Annotated in this window: 19 protein-coding genes and 1 pseudogene; 12 read left to right on the top strand and 8 right to left on the bottom strand. The window is 70.0% G+C overall.

Features of this window, described 5'->3' with window-relative positions; translation table 11 throughout:
• The first annotated feature begins 115 nt into the window (after positions 1–115).
• From rpsF to rplI, 4 genes are all read left to right on the top strand, one after another.
• Positions 116–406 (top strand): 30S ribosomal protein S6, encoded by a 291-nt coding sequence (gene rpsF / locus ACH4UK_RS18175; RefSeq protein WP_018957345.1) that lies wholly within the window; start codon positions 116–118, stop codon positions 404–406.
• 74 nt (positions 407–480) lie between these two features.
• Entirely contained in the window at positions 481–1,116 is a 636-nt protein-coding gene (locus ACH4UK_RS18170; RefSeq protein WP_398357395.1) for a single-stranded DNA-binding protein, read from the top strand.
• A gap of 43 nt (positions 1,117–1,159) precedes the next feature.
• Entirely contained in the window at positions 1,160–1,396 is a 237-nt protein-coding gene (gene rpsR / locus ACH4UK_RS18165) for a 30S ribosomal protein S18 (protein ID WP_003967857.1), read from the top strand.
• Between the two features lie 18 nt (positions 1,397–1,414).
• On the top strand, positions 1,415–1,861 hold the full coding sequence (gene rplI, locus ACH4UK_RS18160) for a 50S ribosomal protein L9 (RefSeq protein WP_398357393.1): 447 nt from the start codon (positions 1,415–1,417) through the stop codon (positions 1,859–1,861).
• Positions 1,862–2,045: 184 nt separating this feature from the next.
• Here rplI and ACH4UK_RS18155 read toward each other — a convergent pair whose 3' ends face one another.
• Positions 2,046–3,383 carry an MATE family efflux transporter gene (locus tag ACH4UK_RS18155; protein ID WP_398357392.1) on the bottom strand — a complete coding sequence of 446 codons (1,338 nt, stop codon included), beginning with the start codon at positions 3,381–3,383 and terminating at the stop codon, positions 2,046–2,048.
• Between the two features lie 457 nt (positions 3,384–3,840).
• On the opposite strand from ACH4UK_RS18155, the gene dnaB reads away from it, so the two are divergent.
• The 4 genes and pseudogenes from dnaB to ACH4UK_RS18135 all read left to right on the top strand — a co-directional run bounded on the left by dnaB (position 3,841) and on the right by ACH4UK_RS18135 (position 9,650).
• Entirely contained in the window at positions 3,841–5,316 is a 1,476-nt protein-coding gene (gene dnaB / locus ACH4UK_RS18150) for a replicative DNA helicase (protein ID WP_026290418.1), read from the top strand.
• Positions 5,317–5,554: 238 nt separating this feature from the next.
• Positions 5,555–6,847 (top strand): annotated as a pseudogene (locus tag ACH4UK_RS18145) (hypothetical protein); the annotation flags it as partial.
• A 497-nt stretch (positions 6,848–7,344) separates the two neighbouring features.
• Positions 7,345–8,628: a hypothetical protein gene (locus ACH4UK_RS18140; protein ID WP_398357390.1), complete on the top strand. Its 1,284-nt coding sequence runs from the start codon at positions 7,345–7,347 to the stop codon at positions 8,626–8,628.
• A complete protein-coding gene (locus ACH4UK_RS18135; protein ID WP_398357389.1) occupies positions 8,625–9,650 on the top strand; it encodes a hypothetical protein in 1,026 nt (341 codons plus the stop codon). Before ACH4UK_RS18140 ends, ACH4UK_RS18135 begins: the two co-directional genes overlap by 4 nt.
• Before the next feature lie 94 nt (positions 9,651–9,744).
• Here ACH4UK_RS18135 and ACH4UK_RS18130 read toward each other — a convergent pair whose 3' ends face one another.
• Positions 9,745–10,470: a dienelactone hydrolase family protein gene (locus tag ACH4UK_RS18130; RefSeq protein ID WP_398357765.1), complete on the bottom strand. Its 726-nt coding sequence runs from the start codon at positions 10,468–10,470 to the stop codon at positions 9,745–9,747.
• A 112-nt stretch (positions 10,471–10,582) separates the two neighbouring features.
• On the opposite strand from ACH4UK_RS18130, the gene ACH4UK_RS18125 reads away from it, so the two are divergent.
• Positions 10,583–11,065, top strand: coding sequence for a MarR family winged helix-turn-helix transcriptional regulator (locus ACH4UK_RS18125; protein ID WP_398357387.1), 483 nt, complete (start codon positions 10,583–10,585; stop codon positions 11,063–11,065).
• 67 nt (positions 11,066–11,132) lie between these two features.
• Here the strand turns inward: ACH4UK_RS18125 and ACH4UK_RS18120 are convergent, their stop codons facing one another.
• Complete coding sequence (locus ACH4UK_RS18120) at positions 11,133–11,711, bottom strand: TetR/AcrR family transcriptional regulator (protein ID WP_398357386.1); 579 nt, start codon at positions 11,709–11,711, stop codon at positions 11,133–11,135.
• 158 nt (positions 11,712–11,869) lie between these two features.
• Here ACH4UK_RS18120 and ACH4UK_RS18115 point away from each other — a divergent pair, with 158 nt between their 5' ends.
• Entirely contained in the window at positions 11,870–12,454 is a 585-nt protein-coding gene (locus ACH4UK_RS18115; protein ID WP_398357385.1) for a dihydrofolate reductase family protein, read from the top strand.
• Positions 12,455–12,541: 87 nt separating this feature from the next.
• Positions 12,542–13,918 carry a serine hydrolase domain-containing protein gene (locus ACH4UK_RS18110; protein ID WP_398357383.1) on the top strand — a complete coding sequence of 459 codons (1,377 nt, stop codon included), beginning with the start codon at positions 12,542–12,544 and terminating at the stop codon, positions 13,916–13,918.
• 81 nt (positions 13,919–13,999) lie between these two features.
• Here ACH4UK_RS18110 and ACH4UK_RS18105 read toward each other — a convergent pair whose 3' ends face one another.
• Both ACH4UK_RS18105 and ACH4UK_RS18100 read right to left on the bottom strand, forming a co-directional pair.
• Positions 14,000–14,452, bottom strand: a complete 453-nt coding sequence (locus ACH4UK_RS18105) for a GNAT family N-acetyltransferase (RefSeq protein WP_398357381.1) — start codon at positions 14,450–14,452, stop codon at positions 14,000–14,002.
• Between the two features lie 77 nt (positions 14,453–14,529).
• Entirely contained in the window at positions 14,530–14,988 is a 459-nt protein-coding gene (locus tag ACH4UK_RS18100; protein ID WP_398357379.1) for a MarR family winged helix-turn-helix transcriptional regulator, read from the bottom strand.
• A 140-nt stretch (positions 14,989–15,128) separates the two neighbouring features.
• Here ACH4UK_RS18100 and ACH4UK_RS18095 point away from each other — a divergent pair, with 140 nt between their 5' ends.
• Complete coding sequence (locus ACH4UK_RS18095) at positions 15,129–16,340, top strand: MFS transporter (protein WP_398357377.1); 1,212 nt, start codon at positions 15,129–15,131, stop codon at positions 16,338–16,340.
• A 64-nt stretch (positions 16,341–16,404) separates the two neighbouring features.
• On the opposite strand, the gene ACH4UK_RS18090 is transcribed toward ACH4UK_RS18095, so the two are convergent.
• The 3 genes from ACH4UK_RS18090 to ACH4UK_RS18080 form a co-directional block, all read right to left on the bottom strand.
• On the bottom strand, positions 16,405–17,304 hold the full coding sequence (locus tag ACH4UK_RS18090) for a GNAT family N-acetyltransferase (RefSeq protein ID WP_398357376.1): 900 nt from the start codon (positions 17,302–17,304) through the stop codon (positions 16,405–16,407).
• Between the two features lie 4 nt (positions 17,305–17,308).
• The gene (locus tag ACH4UK_RS18085) at positions 17,309–17,836 is read right to left on the bottom strand and encodes a DUF2269 domain-containing protein (RefSeq protein ID WP_398357374.1); all 528 of its coding nucleotides are present in this window, start codon (positions 17,834–17,836) and stop codon (positions 17,309–17,311) included.
• A gap of 119 nt (positions 17,837–17,955) precedes the next feature.
• On the bottom strand, positions 17,956–18,435 hold the full coding sequence (locus tag ACH4UK_RS18080; RefSeq protein ID WP_398357373.1) for an NUDIX domain-containing protein: 480 nt from the start codon (positions 18,433–18,435) through the stop codon (positions 17,956–17,958).
• Positions 18,436–18,456: the final 21 nt, after the last annotated feature.

Below are 18,456 nucleotides of genomic sequence, written 5' to 3'. Positions count from 1 at the left end.
GGGAGCGGATTGTCAGTGCCGGGTGTTCTCCTCGGGAACGCCGTTGCACTACGCATCACGACCCTCCTGCCACGGAACGACCGTGGCCGCTGAGTCCAAAGGAGGTGGGTTCCACATGCGTCACTACGAGGTGATGGTCATCCTCGACCCCGATCTCGAGGAGCGAGCAGTCTCCCCGCTGATCGAGAACTTCCTCTCCGTCGTCCGTGAGGGCGACGGAAAGGTGGAGAAGGTCGACACCTGGGGCCGTCGTCGGCTCGCCTATGAGATCAAGAAGAAGCCCGAGGGCATCTACTCGGTCATCGACCTGCAGGCCGAGCCTGCGGTCGTCAAGGAGCTCGACCGCCAGATGAACCTGAACGAGTCGGTCCTCCGGACCAAGGTCCTCCGCCCCGAGATCCACTGAGCATCTAGCTCAGCGGTTTTCGGGTTCGAGTAGCAGCAAGCAGCCAGAAGCAATCCCCGCCGAGAGGTTCACCCATGGCAGGCGAGACCGTCATCACGGTCGTCGGCAATCTCGTCGACGACCCCGAGCTGCGCTTCACCCCGTCCGGTGCGGCGGTCGCGAAGTTCCGTGTCGCGTCCACTCCCCGCATCTTCGACCGGCAGACCAATGAGTGGAAGGACGGCGAAGGCCTGTTCCTCACCTGCTCGGTCTGGCGTCAGGCGGCGGAGAACGTCGCGGAGTCGCTCCAGCGAGGCATGCGCGTTGTCGTGCAGGGCCGGCTGAAGCAGCGGTCCTACGAGGACCGTGAGGGCGTCAAGCGCACGGTCTACGAGCTGGACGTCGAGGAAGTCGGCCCCAGCCTCAAGAACGCCACGGCCAAGGTCACCAAGACCACCGGTCGCGGTGGCCAGGGCGGCCAGGGTGGGTACGGCGGCGGCCAGCAGGGCGGCGGCAACTGGGGCGGCGGTCCCGGTGGCGGTGGCCAGCAGGGCGGCGGCGGTGCACCCGCCGACGACCCGTGGGCGACCGGCGCGCCGGCAGGCGGCCAGGGCGGCGGGGGACAGCAGGGCGGTGGAGGCGGCTGGGGCGGAAGCTCCGGCGGTTCGACCGGTTCCGGCGGTTCCAGCGGCTCCTCTGGCGGCGGCTACTCGGACGAGCCTCCCTTCTAGGGCTGCTCGTACCCCCACTTCTTGATCACACAGGAGAAACACCATGGCGAAGCCGCCTGTGCGCAAGCCTAAGAAGAAGGTCTGCGCGTTCTGCAAGGACAAGACCCAGTACGTGGACTACAAGGACACGAACATGCTGCGGAAGTTCATTTCCGACCGCGGCAAGATCCGTGCCCGCCGCGTCACCGGCAACTGCACGCAGCACCAGCGTGACGTCGCCACGGCAGTCAAGAACAGCCGTGAGATGGCGCTGCTGCCCTACACGTCCACCGCGCGATAAGGGAAGGGTGACAAGAGCATGAAGATCATCCTCACCCACGAGGTCTCTGGCCTCGGTGCCGCCGGCGACGTCGTCGACGTCAAGGACGGGTACGCCCGTAACTACCTGGTTCCGCGTGGCTTTGCCATTCGCTGGACCAAGGGCGGCGAGAAGGACGTGGCGCAGATCCGCCGCGCCCGCAAGATCCACGAGATCGCGACGATCGAGCAGGCCAACGAGATCAAGGCCAAGCTCGAGGGCGTGAAGGTCCGTCTGGCTGTTCGCTCCGGCGACGCCGGCCGTCTCTTCGGCTCCGTGACCCCGGCCGACATCGCTTCGGCGATCAAGGCTGCCGGTGGTCCCGACGTCGACAAGCGTCGCGTCGAGCTCGGCTCGCCGATCAAGACGCTCGGCGGACACCAGGTGTCCGTCCGTCTGCACCCTGAGGTCGCAGCGAAGCTCGGCGTCGAGGTCATTTCTGCCTGAGGCAGAGTTCGACTGAGTCAGTGAAGGGCCGCACCCACCGGGTGCGGCCCTTCACTGTGTCCTGACGCTCTGGTGCGGACGTCGCCCTGCTCCGGGATCCGTGGTGTTTCACGTGAAACACCACCGGTGGTTCACGTGAGACAGTCGGCCTGTTTCACGTGAAACAGGCCGTGGAACGTCGGGATCACCGCGTAGCCCCGGTGACAATCCACCGGCCCGATCGGGTACGCAGCCAGAGAGTGACGAGGCGGACGGTCATCATCAGCGTCATCGCCCACCAGAGTGCGGTGAGCCCGCCGCCGAGGGAGGGCACCAGGAGCGCTAGGGGGGCGAAGACGGCGAGCGTCACGAGCATCGCCCAGGCGAGATAGCGTCCGTCGCCGGCTCCCATCAGAACGCCGTCCAGGACGAAGACCACGCCGGCGATCGGCTGGGAGACCGCCACGACCAGGAGCGCGGGGAGCAGGGTGTCCTTGACCGAGGGGTCGCTCGTGAAGAGCGGGATGAACAGAGGCCGGGCGAGCACGATCAGGACGCCGAGCAGGATGCCGCAACCGATGCCCCACTCGACCATCCGACGGCAGGCCTCGCGCGCACCCTTCTCGTCGTTCGCCCCCAGATAGCGGCCGATGATCGCCTGCCCCGCGATGGCGATGGCGTCGAGGGCGAAGGCGGTGAGGCTCCAGAGGGAGAGGACGATCTGGTGCGCGGCGATGTCACTGTCCCCGAGCCGGGCGGCGACGGCGGTGGCGATCATCAGGACGGCACGCAGCGACAGGGTCCGGACCAGCAGGGGAACGCCGGCCCGTGCGCTGGCCTTGATGCCCGCCGCGTCGGGGCGCAGCGAGGCGCCGTGCTGACGGGCTCCGCGGATCACCACGACGAGATAGACGGCGGCCATGCCGACCTGGGCGATGACCGTTCCCCACGCGGATCCGGCGATGCCGAGCCCTGCGCCGTAGACGAGGGTCACGTTGAGGACGGCGTTCGCCGTGAAACCGCCGATGGCGACGTACAGCGGGGTGCGGGTGTCCTGGAGGCCGCGCAGCACACCGGTGGCGGCAAGCACGACGAGCATGGCCGGGATGCCGAGGATGGAGATCCTCAGGTACGTGATGGCGTACGGTGCCGCGGTGTCGGACGCGCCGAAGATGTCGACGAGCCAGGGGGCCGTCGGGACCGCGAGGGCGACGACGGCGGCTCCGAGCAGGAGGGCGAGCCAGATGCCGTCCATGCCCTGACGGATGGCGGCGGGCAGATCGCCGGCCCCCACACGGCGGGCGACGGCCGCGGTGGTTGCGTAGGCGAGGAAGACGAAGATGCTCACGGCCGTCATCAGGAGGGCTGCGGCGATGCCGAGGCCGGCCAGTTGCGGGGTGCCGAGGTGGCCGACGACGGCGCTGTCGACCATCACGAACAGGGGCTCGGCGACGAGTGCGCCGAACGCCGGGACGGCCAGGGCGACGATCTCGCGGTCGTGCCGTCGGCGGCTGTTCTTCGGGGTCGCGGAGGCCTGGGTCATGGGGTCAATCTAATCTTCCACAGGTAAGAGATGCAATGGCCCATTGGCCCTTACTGGTGTCCGCTGGGGGCGTTCCCTCCCGCGCCGTTTGCGGTGATCTTGAAATGAGGGCGAAAGTTTTTCTCCCCCACAGTCGGTGGATGGAGAATGCGCAGGTCAGGGTAGTCGCGCCGATATCGCTATGAGTTTGTCCACAGTGCTGTCCCCCGGTCCGTGCACAGGTTCGGCGGGGTTCTCCACAGCATCTGGTCCGTCGTCCACATGCCCTGTGGATAACCAGATTGGCTGACGGTGCGGAGGGGCCTACCGTGGTGCGGCGCCCGCACTCCGTTCCGGCACCGGAATCCACCGAACCAGACGCGCCGGAAGTGGAGTCGGGCGACCTGTTTGTCGGTGCCGTGCCGTAAGAAAGAGTGGCACGGCTAGGTCCGCGATGCGGACGGGAGGAGGCGGCCCGGTGAGCATTCCCGAGCCTTTGGACGACCCCTGGACCGAGACCGGTCCCGGGGACCGTCTGCCCGTCTCCCGACAGCGCCGCGGGGACCGCAAGGGGCGCGAGGACCGCCACGACCGCGGCTCGGACGAGGCATGGGAGGGCGGCTCCCCCGGGTTCGAGCGGGTGCCGCCCCAGGATCTCGACGCCGAACAGTCGGTGCTGGGCGGCATGCTGCTGTCCAAGGACGCCATCGCCGACGTCGTGGAGATCATCAAGGGGCATGACTTCTACCGCCCCGCCCACGAGACCGTCTACACGGCGATTCTCGACCTCTACGCCAAGGGCGAGCCGGCCGACCCGATCACGGTCGCCGCCGAGCTGGTCAAGCGCGGCGAGATCACCAAGGTCGGCGGAGCGCCGTATCTGCACACCCTGGTGCAGTCCGTCCCCACCGCGGCGAACGCCTCCTACTACGCGGAGATCGTCCACGAGCGGGCGGTGCTCCGGCGGCTGGTCGAGGCGGGCACGAAGATCACGCAGATGGGATACGCGGCCGACGGGGACGTCGACGAGATCGTCAACTCCGCCCAGGCCGAGATCTACGCGGTCACCGAGCAGCGCACCAGCGAGGACTACCTCCCTCTCGGCGACATCATGGAGGGCGCGCTCGACGAGATCGAGGCCATCGGTTCGCGCAGCGGCGAGATGACCGGCGTGCCGACGGGCTTCACGGACCTCGACGCCCTGACGAACGGCATGCACCCCGGCCAGATGATCGTCATCGCGGCCCGTCCCGCCATGGGCAAGTCCACGCTGGCGCTGGACTTCGCCCGTGCCGCGTCGATCAAGAACAACCTGCCCAGCGTGATCTTCTCCCTCGAGATGGGGCGCAACGAGATCGCGATGCGCCTGTTGTCGGCCGAGGCGCGGGTGGCCCTGCACCACATGCGGTCCGGCACGATGACGGACGAGGACTGGACGCGGCTCGCGCGCCGGATGCCCGAGGTCTCGGCCGCGCCGCTCTACATCGACGACTCCCCCAACCTGTCGATGATGGAGATCCGCGCGAAGTGCCGCCGGCTCAAGCAGCGCAACGACATCAAGCTCGTGATCATCGACTATCTGCAGCTGATGCAGGCCGGTGGGTCGAAGCGCTCCGAGAGCCGCCAGCAGGAGGTCTCGGACATGTCGCGAAACCTGAAGCTGCTGGCCAAGGAGCTGGAGGTGCCGGTGATCGCGCTCTCCCAGCTGAACCGTGGTCCCGAGCAGCGCACGGACAAGAAGCCGATGGTGTCCGACCTGCGTGAGTCCGGCTCCATCGAGCAGGACGCCGACATGGTCATCCTGCTCCACCGCGAGGACGCGTACGAGAAGGAGTCACCGCGCGCGGGCGAGGCCGACATCATCGTCGGCAAGCACCGTAACGGCCCGACGGCCACCATCACGGTGGCCTTCCAGGGGCACTACTCCCGTTTCGTGGACATGGCGCAGACCTGACGCCGGCCGTAGCAGGTGTAAAATTCCGTCCGGCGGGAGCTACCACCACACAGTGAACTGCGGTCTGGGTATACGGAGATGACGCCGTGTTTGAACGTGGCTGCAGCTGCTTTCATCCCCCTCGTCCTGGGTTCATGGGCTGTCACGGGGAAGACTGCTCCCTGTGACGTCCCGTACCCCGCGCGACTCCAGGCTGCGGCTTGTCCGCCGACGGGCTCTGACCACGGCGCAGCGGGCCGTGGCCACCCGACGACTGCGTCCGGCGCCCCGTCCGCCGGAGGGCACCCCGCCCCCCGCGGAGCTGGCCCGTCAGGCCAGGACCGCTCTCGACGACGCCGTACGGATCGCCCGCTGGGCGGCCGAAGGCGCGAGCCCCGGCACGCCACCCCTGGCCGCCCAGGCTCTGGAACGGGCCGCGGCGGCGCTGGAGTTGTCCCCGGCCCAGGTGCGCTCCGGCTGGGACCGGGCCCGGCTCGCCGGACTCGTGGAACTGCATGGCGGGAGCGCACGCCCCGGCTGGCGGCTGCGGGCCTGGGACCGTGACGATTCCGCGGTGCTTCGTGGCTGGGTGGCGCTCTTTGACGCCTGGTCGCTCGTCCATGCCGCGCCCGAGGGCATCGAGGCGGGCGCCGTCGCCGAAGCTGTCCAGGCCGTGCCTCAGGTGCTCTCTCTCCTCCAGCTGTCCGCGGGCCCTGTCACGGTCCCTGCCCTGCTGGATCTCCTTGGCCAGCGGGTCGCCGAGCTCCAGGAGGAGCGCTGCGAAGTGCCCCTGGGACCCGGCAGAGCCGCCCCCGCTCCCGTTCCCGCCCGCAGCGCCGACCTCAACGCCCTGCTGCTGGACTGGGCCCTGGAGGGGCTGGCCGCCGTGGGGGCGCTGACCCTCGGGAAAGGGCAGGCCACCCTGACCCCGCTCGGGAACTGGGCGGTCTGGGTCAAACTCGAGCAGATCTGCGTCGCGGCCCAGAGCCCCGCCGGGAACATCGAGCAGTCCGCCGCCGACATGCTGCTGGGCTGTGCCCGCCTCACCCCCGGCCCGGCCCGTGACGAATACCGCGCCTGGCTCGCCGCCCGCACTGTCGGCAGCGCCGTCGCCGAACTCCTGGCCGTCGCCCGGGGCGAGGACGCCCTGCTGCGCGGACTGGCGTTCGAGGCGCTCCGGGTCGTCGGCGCACCGGCCGAACCCGAGGTCCGCGCCGTGCTCACCGAACCCTCGCTGCGGCCCTACGCGCTGCTCTGGCTCGCCGAGTACGAGGGCAACGACCCGGACGACGCCCAGGACGTCCTCAGCCGCGAGGAGGCCACCTGGCTCTGGGTCGACACCGCCGCCGCCGTCGCCGACCACGGCGAGACGGGACTGCTGGTCAGCCACCTCGACTCGGCCGTCCAGGGCACCGTCCCGGCCCTGCTCGACGAGGTCAGGGCCGTGGGCCACCCCCGCACCGTGCAGGTCCTGGTCGCCCTCGCTGCCGCGCTTCCGGACCCGGCCCTCGCCAAAGCCGTTCGCCGGGCCGCCTTCCAGGTGCATGCGGGGATACCGCCGGCAGGCCCCGTACGGCCGACGGGCGGCAGCGCCGAGCCCGCTGCGGTCCCGGAGGACAACCTCGGCAAGGACGACGTAGAACTTCCCGCGCGCTCGGCACTGCCGCGCTGCCGTGCCCACCTGACACTCCTGGACGACGATCCCCGGGCCGGAACCCCCGTACGCCTGTCCGTCGAGTTGGTGGCCGAGCCGGCGCATCCTTGGGCTCGCTCGGAGGCTCGGCCCCCACTGGACATCGTGGCCGTGCCGTTGAGCAGTGCGGAGGTTACGCCGGCCACCTCGCTGTACGGCCCCGGGAGCGCCGAATCCCCGCAGTTCCGCCTCACGGCCGCGGAACCCGGCACGCACCGGATCCGCTTCACCGTTCTGCACCACCACACCGGCGTGGTCCTGCAACAGGTGGAGACGGACCTGGACATCGCGGCCGCCGAACCCACCGGGGCTGAGGAACGACGAGTGCAGCCGCTCAGGGAGAGGTCCTGACCCCCGTGCCCCGCGCATTGACCACCCGCGTCGTCCAGGACCCCAGCGACGGCTTCCGCTTCCTGCCGGACCTGGAGACGCAGCCGCCCGATCTCCGCGTCAGCTTCGACGTCCTCGGCGGCGGCCGGATCCGGGCCCGTATGTCGGGCACCTCGGTTCCGGCGCTGAAGGGAACCGAGCACAAAGTCGACCTCAGCGCCCGGCCCGATGAGGTCCACGGCGCGGCGGCCAGGCTCTGCGCCCGCTGGAAGGAGCAGTTCGTCGATCTCCAGCCGGTCGACGCCCAGGGCAGGGCCTTGCGGGACCGGCGGCGCCCCTACGCGACGGCCGCCGACCTCAGCGCCGAGCCGGAGGACGAACTGCGCTGGGTCGTGGCCAATCTGGCGCGCAGTGGAGAATCCCTGCTGTTCGACACGCTGCTGCGCGGAGACGACGTACGGATCGAGACGTTCCGCGCCTATCTTCGGTCGGCCCTGTCCCAGGAGGGGCTGCGGGTACGATTCGATTCCGATCTTCATCTGCCCTGGCCGATGCTCTGCACGGCCGAGGAACCCACCGCGCCGGCCGCGACTCTGGACGCCCTGTTCGCCCGTTTCCTCGGCCACCGGCATCTGATCGAGCACACCGGTGACGCATACGCGTGGATCGGACCGACCTTCACAGCTCTGCGGCAGCCGGCCGTCAGCCTGAACCACGACGTCCGCGTGGGCCGCACGACCCGAGCGGACGAGGTCGCGAAGGCACTGGCGGAGGGCACGGCGTGCACCGTGCGCACCACCTACGAGGAACTGGTCCGCGACTTCGCGGATGCCGACCTGGACGAGCAGTTGACCTACTTCTGGTGCCACGGTGAGTTCATCGGCAACGAGCCCGAACCCCAAGTCCTGGTCGTCCGACTCACCGACGGCATCCCTTTCGACGGGCACACCGTACGCGAGCTGCGAGCACGCCACCGGCACAGCCGATTCCGGCCGCTCGTCCTGCTCAACGCCTGCCATGCCGGAATCACCGGGGCGAGCACGGACCGTTCCTTTCTCGGGCGCATGCTCATCGAGCACGGCGCACAAGGCGTGCTCGGGCCACAGATCGCGATGCCGCAGGCATTCGCCGCCGAGTACGCGCTCGAGTTCGTCATGCGGTATCTGCGCGGCGAGACGACCGCCGGCCGGATCGTGCACGAGCTGGCCCGGCACTTCGCCTCCCGATACCGCAACCCCCTGGGCTTCGCCTATGGGTTGCACGGCGGCATGGACGCCCGTTTGGACCGGATGAGCGGAGGCGAGGAATGAACCACGCCCCGGTGGAGACCGTCGACCTGGACGAGACCGGTTGGCTACGCGACGCCGACTCCGGTGAGCCGGTGCCCGATCACCGGCTGCGCGACTACTTCGCGGAACGCCTCAGTCCGCCGGCCTGGGCGACGGACATCTTCGTCTACGTCCACGGCTGGCAGACGTCCCCCGACTCCGCCCACCGCACCGGCGAACGACTGATGACCCTGGCGCACCGCAACGTGGCGACGGTCCCGGCCCGGTATCCGGCGCTGGTGGCCGGAGGCTTCGACCCGTGGTGTGTCGTGGTGCGCTGGCCGTCGTCCAGCCTGGTCACTCCCGCCGGCTACCGCAGGATCCGGGACCGGGCACACGCCATGGGCGCACGTGACACGGGTGGTCATGCCGCGCACATCCTCGGCCGACTCCTCGGATATCTGGACACCGAGCGCGCCGACCCCGGGGCAGCCCCGTTGCTGGCCAACCGCGATGGACAGTACCTGCACCTCGTCGGGCACTCCTTCGGCTGCCGGTTCTTGTGCGAGGCGGTGCAGTGGGCGGCGGAGGCCCACTTCGACGACACGCTCGGCTGGAGCACGGTGGGCCCGTCACCCTCGCGCCCCTTCACCGCGGACAGCATGCTGTTGTTCCAGATGGCTGCACGACGCGACGCGTTCCTCTCGCTCTTTCCGCACATCCTGCCGAACGAGGGGCACGAGGGTGCTCCGCTGCGAGGCCCCATCGTCGCCACCTATTCCCGCCACGACCGGGCGACGGGGTTTTGGCACCTGCGGGCGGAACAGCAGCCCGGCATCGGCCACTCCGGGATCGGTCCGGCGCCCGCACCCATGTTCACCACGAGCCTGCTGCCACTCGACGAGCGGTATCCGCTGTCCGCACTTGACCACCGCTTCGTCAACATCGACGCCTCCGACGTGTACGTCCGTGGACGCCGCCTCAACCCGGCGGGCGCCCACTCCGACCACGTGCGCCCGGAATCCGCCCATCTGCTGCTGTCCCTCGCGGACTACTCGCGCTGAGCGGGACGATGCCGGTCGGGACATACGCGGGCCATCCGGTGCGCACTGCCCTCGGGATGGGCGCCGGGACGGGCGAAGCAACCCGCCTGTTCGCTCAGCGGAGCCGGGCGAGGAGCGGGAGCAGACGGTCCCAGTGGTGCCGCAGCGCGGCCGGGGCGAAGGTGTCGGTGTCGGCCATGGTGAAGCCGTGGACGGTGCCGGGGTAGATCTCGGAGGTGTAGCGGATCTCCGCGGCGTCCAGGGACCCGTTGAGCTCGCCGAGTTCCTCGGGCGTGATGTCCGTCTCCGCGTGGCCGAAGTGGACCTCGGCGGTGAGACGGCGCAGGCTGTCGGGCCCGTCGGCGGCGACGGGGGCATGGAACGCGGCGACGGCGGCCACCTGGCCGGGGTGGGCCACGGCGGTGCGCGTCGCCAGGAGGCCGCCGATGCAGTAGCCGGTCACCCCGACCGGTCCGGCGGCGACCTCGGGCTGGGCCGTGAGGAAGCTGAGGTAGGAGTCGGCGTCGCGCCGTACGCGTTCGGCGGTGTGCGCCTCGATCAGGGGCATCAGCCGGGCGACGAGCGCGGGCCGGTCCGCTTCCGTGATGTGCTCGGGAAGGTCGAGGAGCGGTGCCGGGCCGTGCCGGTAGAAGAAGTTGGGGACGAGCACGTAGTACCCGTGCCCGGCCAGTTCGCTGGCCATCTCCCGCAGTACGGGCCGGAGGCCGAAGGCGTCCGCGTACATCAGCACCCCGGGATGCCGGCCCCCGTTCTCGGGGTAGGCGGCGAAGGCGTCGGCCTGGCCGTCCGCGGTAGGGATCTGCACCGTTTTGGTAGGAATGGCGGATCTTCCTCTCCTGGAGTTCGCCGGGCTAACGTTTATTGCACTAACGTTATCGGCGCGAGCGAACGTACAGCGTTCGCCGGACCGACGCAACGAGAGGGCGGACGTCATGGGCGGAGACAGGACGTCGGACATCCCCGACGGCGGCGCGCCCAGGACGCCCGAAAGGCTGCGCCGGCGGGCGAGCCGACTGCTGTCGCAGCTGACCCTGCGGTCGGACCGGCTGATCACCGACGGGCTGGTGCGGGTCGACGCGCGCAAGTGGCACTACGCCGTGCTCGCCTCACTGCAGGAGTACGGGCCCGGCAGTCAGGCCGAGCTGAGCAGGCGTTCCGGCATCTACCGGAGCGACATGGTCGGCGTGCTCAATGAGCTGGCCGAGCGCGGCCTCGTCGACCGGGTGCCGGATCCCGAGGACCGGCGCCGCAACGTCATCACGATCTCCACTCGAGGCAGCCGGCGGCTGAGCGTCCTCGACGGGGTCCTGGACGGTCTCGACGGCGAACTCCTCGCACCGCTGAGCCCTCCCGAACGCGAACAGCTCGTCCGGCTGCTCACCCGCCTGCTGGACCACCACGCCGGGGCCTCCTGACCTCGCGTCATGGGGCTTTTCTGCTTGCGGGTTCGAGGTCTAGGGGTCCGCCCGAGCCGGGACGGCGTCACGGCCCGTCGGGGATGATCCGGCTCACGACGGTGTCGACCAGGCGGTCGAGACCGGTGTCGCCGAGCATGTCCGGGAGCGTGAAGTGCTCCAGAAGTACCCCGGTCATGGCCAGATAGAGGACCAGAAAGGCGTCCTGATCGCCGGGCAGGGCCCGGTCGCGGTGGAAGGAGAGGCTCTCCTCGAAACCGGCGCGCACGGTCCGGGTCAGCTGGGTGCGCAGCTCGGGTCGCCGGGTCGCCTCCAGGCGGAGTTCCAGCATGGCCAGATAGCCGGTCCGGTCGTCGGCCATCCGTCGGATCAGCCAGTGCATCAGTTCGGTGACCAGCTCCCGGGAGGGGGCGGGGAGCATGGCCTGTTCGACCTGGTTCGGATCCGGTGTCATCCGGCTGTTGATGCGGGCGCCGGTCTGCATCAGGAGGTCGTCGCGACTGCTGAAGTAGTTCGACGCGGTGCCCACCGGTACGCCCGCGCGGGCGTCCACGGCGCGGAAGGTGAGCCCGCGTGCGCCGTCGTGCGCGAGGACGTCGATCGCGGCGTCCGTGAGCGTCACCCTGCGTTCGGGGTTCTTCGCCATGAGCTCTCTCCCTGTCCGGGTCGGCCTCGGAAAGAGGCTTGCACGACCACTACATGTGAAGCACTATAAATGACGTGGTTGGAGCGGTCGCCATGCTGTCGCGGCTGCCGCTCCCTCAGGGCCGTCCGGCCCGTGCCCACCGACGGAACGGGGAACTCATGCGCAAGCTCACCTACTTCATCGCCTGTTCGATCGACGGCTTCATCGGGGACCCCAGTGGCGACGCCTCGGCGATGATGGCCTTCGTCAGCGAGGAGTTCCTCGGTTTCCTGAAGTCGGAGTACCCGGAGACCATCTCGTCCGAGGGCCGTCAGATACTCGGGTTCCACGACGCGGAGAACCAGCGGTTCGACACCGTGGTCCAGGGGCGGCGGAGCTACCAGCTGGCTCTGGACATGGACATCACCAGCCCGTACGGCCAGATGAGGGAGTTCGTGGCCTCCCGGACGCTCAAGGAGTCACCACACCCGAACGTCGAACTGATCGCGGAGGACCCGGTCGACCGGATCAGGGAGCTCAAGGCCGAGGACAGCGAGCTGGACATCTGGCTCTGCGGCGGATCCCGGCTGGCGGGGGAGGTGTTCGACGAGATCGACGAGCTCGTGATCAAGACCTACCCCATCGTGTACGGGAACGGCATGCCGATGTTCGGATCCGGGTTCGCGGCCACCGAGTTCACCCTCGAGGGAGTGCGCACCTTCGAGAACGGCGCGCTGGTCCGGACGTATCACCGCAAGCGCTGAGCCTTCCGGTGCGGCGCGCCCCTCCGCGGGCCGTGCCCGGCGGAAAAGGGTTCGTCAGGAAGGGCCCCGTCGGGTAGGGGTTGGACCATGACCTCTCTCGACGAAGACCTGCTTCCGAGTACCCGGCGCGCCCTGCTGCACCGGATCGCCGTCGCGCAGCGGGACGGCCGTGCGCCGTCCCTCGTCGCCGCGGTGCGGCGACAGGGGCGTACGGCCTGGAGCGGGGCGCGTACATGCGTCGAGGGCCATGCTCCCGACGCTGATACGCAGTACCGGATCGGCTCGATCACCAAGACGTTCACGGCGGTTCTGGTTCTGCGGCTGCGGGACGAGGGTCTGATCGACCTGGACGATCCCTTGGAGAAGCACCTCCCCGGCACGGGCGCGGGCGGGGTGACCATCTTCCAGTTGCTGGGCCACAGTGCGGGGCTGGGCGCGGAAGCGCCGGCCCCCTGGTGGGAGCGGACGCCCGGCAGCCTGCGGCCGGAGCTCGCCGATGTGCTGGGCGACCGCCCGCGGACGCATCCGGCAGGTCATCGCCATCACTACTCCAACCCGGGTTACACCCTGCTCGGTTCGCTGGTCGAAGCGGTACGCGGCGTCTCCTGGGACGAGGCGTTGCGCCGCGAGATCCTGGAGCCGCTGGGCATGCGCCGTACGACGTCCGGGCCGGTGGCACCGCACGCGGGCGGTTGGGCCGTCCACCCCTGGGCCGACGTCATGCTGAGCGAACCCGCCGAGGATCTCGGGCTCATGGCGCCCGCCGGTCAGCTCTGGTCCACCGCGGAGGACCTGCTGCGGTTCGCCGCCTTCCTGACCGAGGGCGACGACCGGGTCCTGTCGTCGCCCTCCGTACGGGAGATGCGGACGCCCGCCGCACCGACCGAGACGGGCGCCAGCGGCTACGGTCTCGGACTCCAGATCGTCGGGGGCGAAGGACGCGTGCTCTTCGGGCACTCGGGATCGCTTCCCGGATTCGTCGCCGGCCTCTGGATCAGTGAGGAGGAGGACGTGGCGGCGGTTGTCCTCGCCAATGTCACGTCCGGACTGCCCGCTGCGATGGTGGCAGCCGAACTGCTGGGGATCGTTGTCGAAGCCGAGCCGCGGATCCCGGATCCCTGGCGTCCGCTGCCCGAGGTGGACGACGAGCTGCTCGCGCTGACCGGGATCTGGCACTGGGGCACCCAGACGTTCACGCTGCGGCTCACGGGGGACCGGGGCCTGCAGCTCACGCCGCTGGGCGGCAAGGGGCGCGGCGCCGCGTTCACGTTCCAACCGGACGGCACCTGGACGGGCCAGAGTGACTACTACGCGGGGGAGACCCTCCGTGTCGTCCGTAAGGAAGACGGCTCGGTGGACCACCTCGACCTCGGCTCGTTCGCCTTCACCCGGGAGCCCTACGAGGCCGGGGCGGCCGTGCCCGGCGGTGTCGACGCCGAGGGCTGGCGCGGGCTCGGCGGCTGAGTTTCCGGGCCGGGAGTGAGTGTCTCCGGGTCGGGAGTGGGTGGGTGTTTCACGTGAAACACCCACCCACTCCCGGCTCTGTCAGAGCGCCAGCTTGAAGCCCACATGGCTGGCCGTGAAGCCGAGCCGCTCGTAGAAGCGGTGTGCGTCCTCGCGGGTGACGTCCGAGGTCAGCTGGACCAACTGGCAGTTCTGGCGGCGGGATTCGTCCACCGCCCACTGGATGAGCTGGGTGCCGAGGCCACTGCCGCGTTCGTCGCCGTGGATGCGGACGCCCTCGATGATCGAGCGGGTCGCGCCTCGGCGGGACAGCCCCGGGACGATGGTCAGCTGAAGGGTGCCGACGACTCGGTCCTCGCGAACGGCGACCACCACGTGCTGGTTCGGGTCGTCGGCCAGCCGCTGGAACGCCTCCCGGTACGGGGTGAGGTCGTCCGGGGACTCGCGCTGTGCGCCCAGAGGATCGTCGGCGAGCATCGCGACCACCGAGGGCAGGTCGTCCGGGCCGGCGGGTCGTATGTCGAGATCACTCATGATCGGCATCCTAGGGCGTGTCCGGCGGATCGTGATGGGTTCTGATCCGCCGGCCACGCCCGGAGAGGTCCGACCGGTCAGACCGGGACCTTCAGCTCTTCGACTGCCCTGACCAGGGGGGCGAGCTCCGGGTTCTCCGCCGCCTCGTCCAGGGCCGCCCGCAGGGCGATGTCGTTCGTCGGCCGGGCGGCCTCCAGCAGCGTCAGCCCGGCCTCGGTCACATCGGTGTAGATGCCCCGGCGGTCCGTGTCGCACAGGTAGCGGGTCAGCAGCCCCCGGTCCTCGAGCCGGGTGACCAGCCGGGTGGTGGCGCTCTGGCTCAGGACGACGGCGTCGGCGACCTGCTTCATCTGGAGATGCCCGCCGACGCCGCTGTGCTGCCGGCTCAAGACGTCGAGCAGGGAGTACTCGCGTGCGCTGAGCCCGTGGCCGGCCTGGAGGGCCCGCTCGATACGGGCCTCGATCTTCCCGTGGAGCAGGGAGAGGGCGCACCAGCTCTGGGCGATGGCGGTCAGGGCGGGGTCGGTCGCTGTCATGTCTCTCTCCTCCTGGCGGGAGCTGCGTGACTCCAGAATAGAGGACGTCTGCAATAGCCCGCGCTTGCAATTAACCAGCGTCTGCAATTATTGTGGACGCTCGTAAGGCGCAGACGCAATCTTCAGGGAAGGTGAAACCCATGCCGCTCGCGCTCCTCGCCCTCGCCATCGGGGCTTTCGGGATCGGGACGACCGAGTTCGTGATCATGGGGTTGCTCCCCGAGGTCGCCGGTGACTTCCAGGTCTCGATCCCCACCGCAGGCTTCCTGGTGACCGGCTACGCGCTCGGCGTCGTCCTCGGCGCCCCGCTGATGACGCTGCTGGGCACCCGAGTCACCCGTAAGCGCATGCTGATGCTCCTGATGGGGCTGTTCATCGTCGGCAACCTGGTGTCCGCGCTCGCCCCCGCCTTCGGCGTCATGCTCGCCGGACGGGTGATCGCCTCCCTCGCGCACGGCGCCTTCTTCGGCATCGGGGCGGTGGTCGCGGCCGATCTGGTCGCCCCGCAGAAGAAGGCCGGGGCCATCGCGATGATGTTCACCGGGCTCACCGTGGCCAACGTCGTCGGCGTTCCGCTCGGCACCTTCATCGGACAGACCGCGGGCTGGCGGACCACGTTCTTCGTCGTCGCCGCTCTCGGCGTTGTCGGACTCCTCGGCGTCGCGAAGCTCGTCCCGGACCAGCCGAAGGCGGAAGGCGTGCGGATCCGCCACGAGCTGGCCGCGTTCCGCAACGTCCAGGTGCTGCTGGCGATGGCCATGACCGTCCTGGGCTTCGGCGGGGTCTTCGCCGCGATCACCTACATCACCCCGATGATGACCGAGGTCGCCGGCTACTCCGCCTCGTCCGTCACCTGGCTGCTGGTCCTCTTCGGCCTCGGCATGGTGGGCGGCAACCTGATCGGCGGCAAGTTCGCCGACCGCCACCTGATGCCCCTGCTGTACGTCTCGCTCGGCGCACTCGCCGTGGTCCTCGGCCTGTTCACCGTGACCGCCCACAACAAGGTCGCCGCAGCCGTCAGCATCGTCCTGATCGGCGCCCTGGGCTTCGCGACGGTGCCGCCGCTGCAGAAGCGGGTCCTCGACCAGGCGTCGGGTGCGCCGACGCTGGCCTCCGCGGTCAACATCGGGGCCTTCAACCTCGGCAACGCCCTCTCCGCCTGGCTCGGCGGCCTCGTCATCGCGGCCGGTCTCGGCTACACCGCCCCCAACTGGGTCGGCGCCGCGCTCGCAGCGTCGGCCCTGGTCCTGGCGGTGTTCTCCAGCCTGCTGGAGCGCCGGGAGACCGGCACGGGGCGGATCGTCGCCGGGAGCAGCCCGGAGCCGACCGGCGTGGCGGCGGCCCGGCGCTGAGCCCCCCGCTCCCCCGCACAGCGCATCGGCCGCACCGCCCTCGTGGCGGTGCGGCCGATGCGTGTCAGCCCGTCGCGAGGGTGAGCGGGGCGAACCTGCGGGCGGCGTCGCCCGGCAGGTCCGGGATGCCGTAGGTCATCACGGTGGTCCAGGTGAGAGGCTCCAGCCCGTGCTCCGCCAGCCAGCCGAGGAATTCCTTGTGCCGGGCGTCGACATCGGCCCGCAGCGGCCGGTCCGTCGTGGCGGCCAGGGCCGCGACCAGGGCCTGCGCGGTGGCCGTGTCCCGTGCGATCAGCGGGCCGACCACCTCGGCGGGTCCGCTCGGCCAGAGCGCCGCGTAGCCGACCAGCTCGCCGTGCTCCTCGGCGACCTGGAGCCGGTCGGAGAAGGCGGGCAGCCGGGCGAGCAGGTGCGTCCGGTCGGCGCCGAACGCGGGGAGGTCGAGCCGGACCATCGCCTGCAGATCGTCCGCCGCGGCCGGCCGGGTGGTCACGGACGAGCGGGAGGGGGAGGCCATGGACGAGGAGGAGTCGCCGGGACCGACCGTCCCGAAGCGGCCGCCGATGCGTTCGGCCCGGCCCACGGCGGAGAATCCGAGGCCTTCGTAGAGCGGCCGTCCCTGCTCGGTGGCGTACAGGGCGAGCGGGGTGTCCCCCACCGCCTCCATCACCTGGCCCATGAGCCGGTGGGCGAGCCCCCGGCGTGCGTAGCGTTCGGCGACGAGCAGCATGCCGACGGCGGTGAGGCCGGATCCGTACGGCATGGTCAGACAGGTCCCCGCCAGGCCCTTGCCGTCCGGGGCGTCGATCCCGTACCCCGTGCCGGCCGAGAGGAGCAGCCCCCACCGGTGTTCGTCGCGTGGCCAGCCGCGGTCCTCGGAGAGATCGGCGCAGGGGACCAGGTCTCCCCGATTCAGGCGCCGGATCGGCAGGTCTACGAGAGAGCGGGGTGAGGGGCTGTGCATGGGGTCAGGCTGTCTGACGGGGTGATCGCGCGTCCACCGATTTCGCGGAACTGGCCGAGATCCGCAGCCGCCTGCCGCGCCGGGTGAGCCCCCAGGGCTTGAGCACCGAGATCGCGGTGATGAAGAGGTAGGTGGCCGTGGCCACCGACGGCGCGATCACGAGGTTGATGTCCACGGCTCCGTCGGCGACCGCCGCGTCGATGCCGGGGCGCAGGGAGAAGATCGACAGGCCCGTTGTGATCAGCGTCAGCCAGAACTTGGTCCACACCCAGCGGTGCCGGGCCAGCCCCCACGGAGTGCCCAGCGCCAGCACCAGGCCGCTCACCAGGGCGAGCAGCGCCACCGGGACCACCAGCCAGTCCCCGAAGATCTTCATGGCCCGGGTGGCGGCCCCTGCGGTGGCGGGATCTCCGGTGGCGAACGCGGTGATGCCGAGCGTCAGCAGGCCGACGGTCAGACCGAGCCAGCTGACGGAGACGGCGACATGGGCGACGAGGAGTCCCCGGCGTACGGAGCGCTTGAGTGGTTTCACGTGAAACACGATGCCGAGCCGGAGGCCCGGGGTCGTCCCGCAGCGGGAGTATCCACCGGTACCGGCCGGGGAGTACGCGCCCCGGCCGGGCCCGCGGCGGGGGCCCGACGAGGGATACGTCAGCCCAGGTCGGGGGCGTGCATCGCCCGTACGCCTTCGATGTTGCCGTCCAGGTAGTGCCGCAGGGACAGCGGAACGAGGTGCACGGCCGCGATCCCGACCCGGCTGAACGGCACGCGGACGATCTCGTACTCCCCGCAGGGCTCGTCGATCTCCGGGCCGTGCCGCAGGGAGACGTCCATCGACGCCAGTCGGCAGACGAAGAAGTGCTGGACCTTCACTCCGGTCACGCCGCCGTCCGCGATGTGCTCCACGGTGTCGACGAAGCACGGGACCACATCGACGATCTTGGCGCCGAGCTCCTCGTCGACCTCGCGGTGCAGTGCTTCGACGACGGTGGCGTCCTCCGGCTCGACCCCGCCGCCGGGCGTGAGCCAGTACGGATCGACTCCCGGCTTCGTGCGCTTGATCAGGATGAGATCGTTGCCGTCGAGCAGGATGGCGCGTGCGGTGCGCTTGACCACAGGACGTTCGGTCATGGCAAGAGAGTGGCCCGTACA

The organism is Streptomyces sp. NPDC020884 (genome assembly GCF_044333935.1).
Classification (GTDB): domain Bacteria; phylum Actinomycetota; class Actinomycetes; order Streptomycetales; family Streptomycetaceae; genus Streptomyces.
This window is presented reverse-complemented; position numbering and strand designations above follow the sequence as displayed.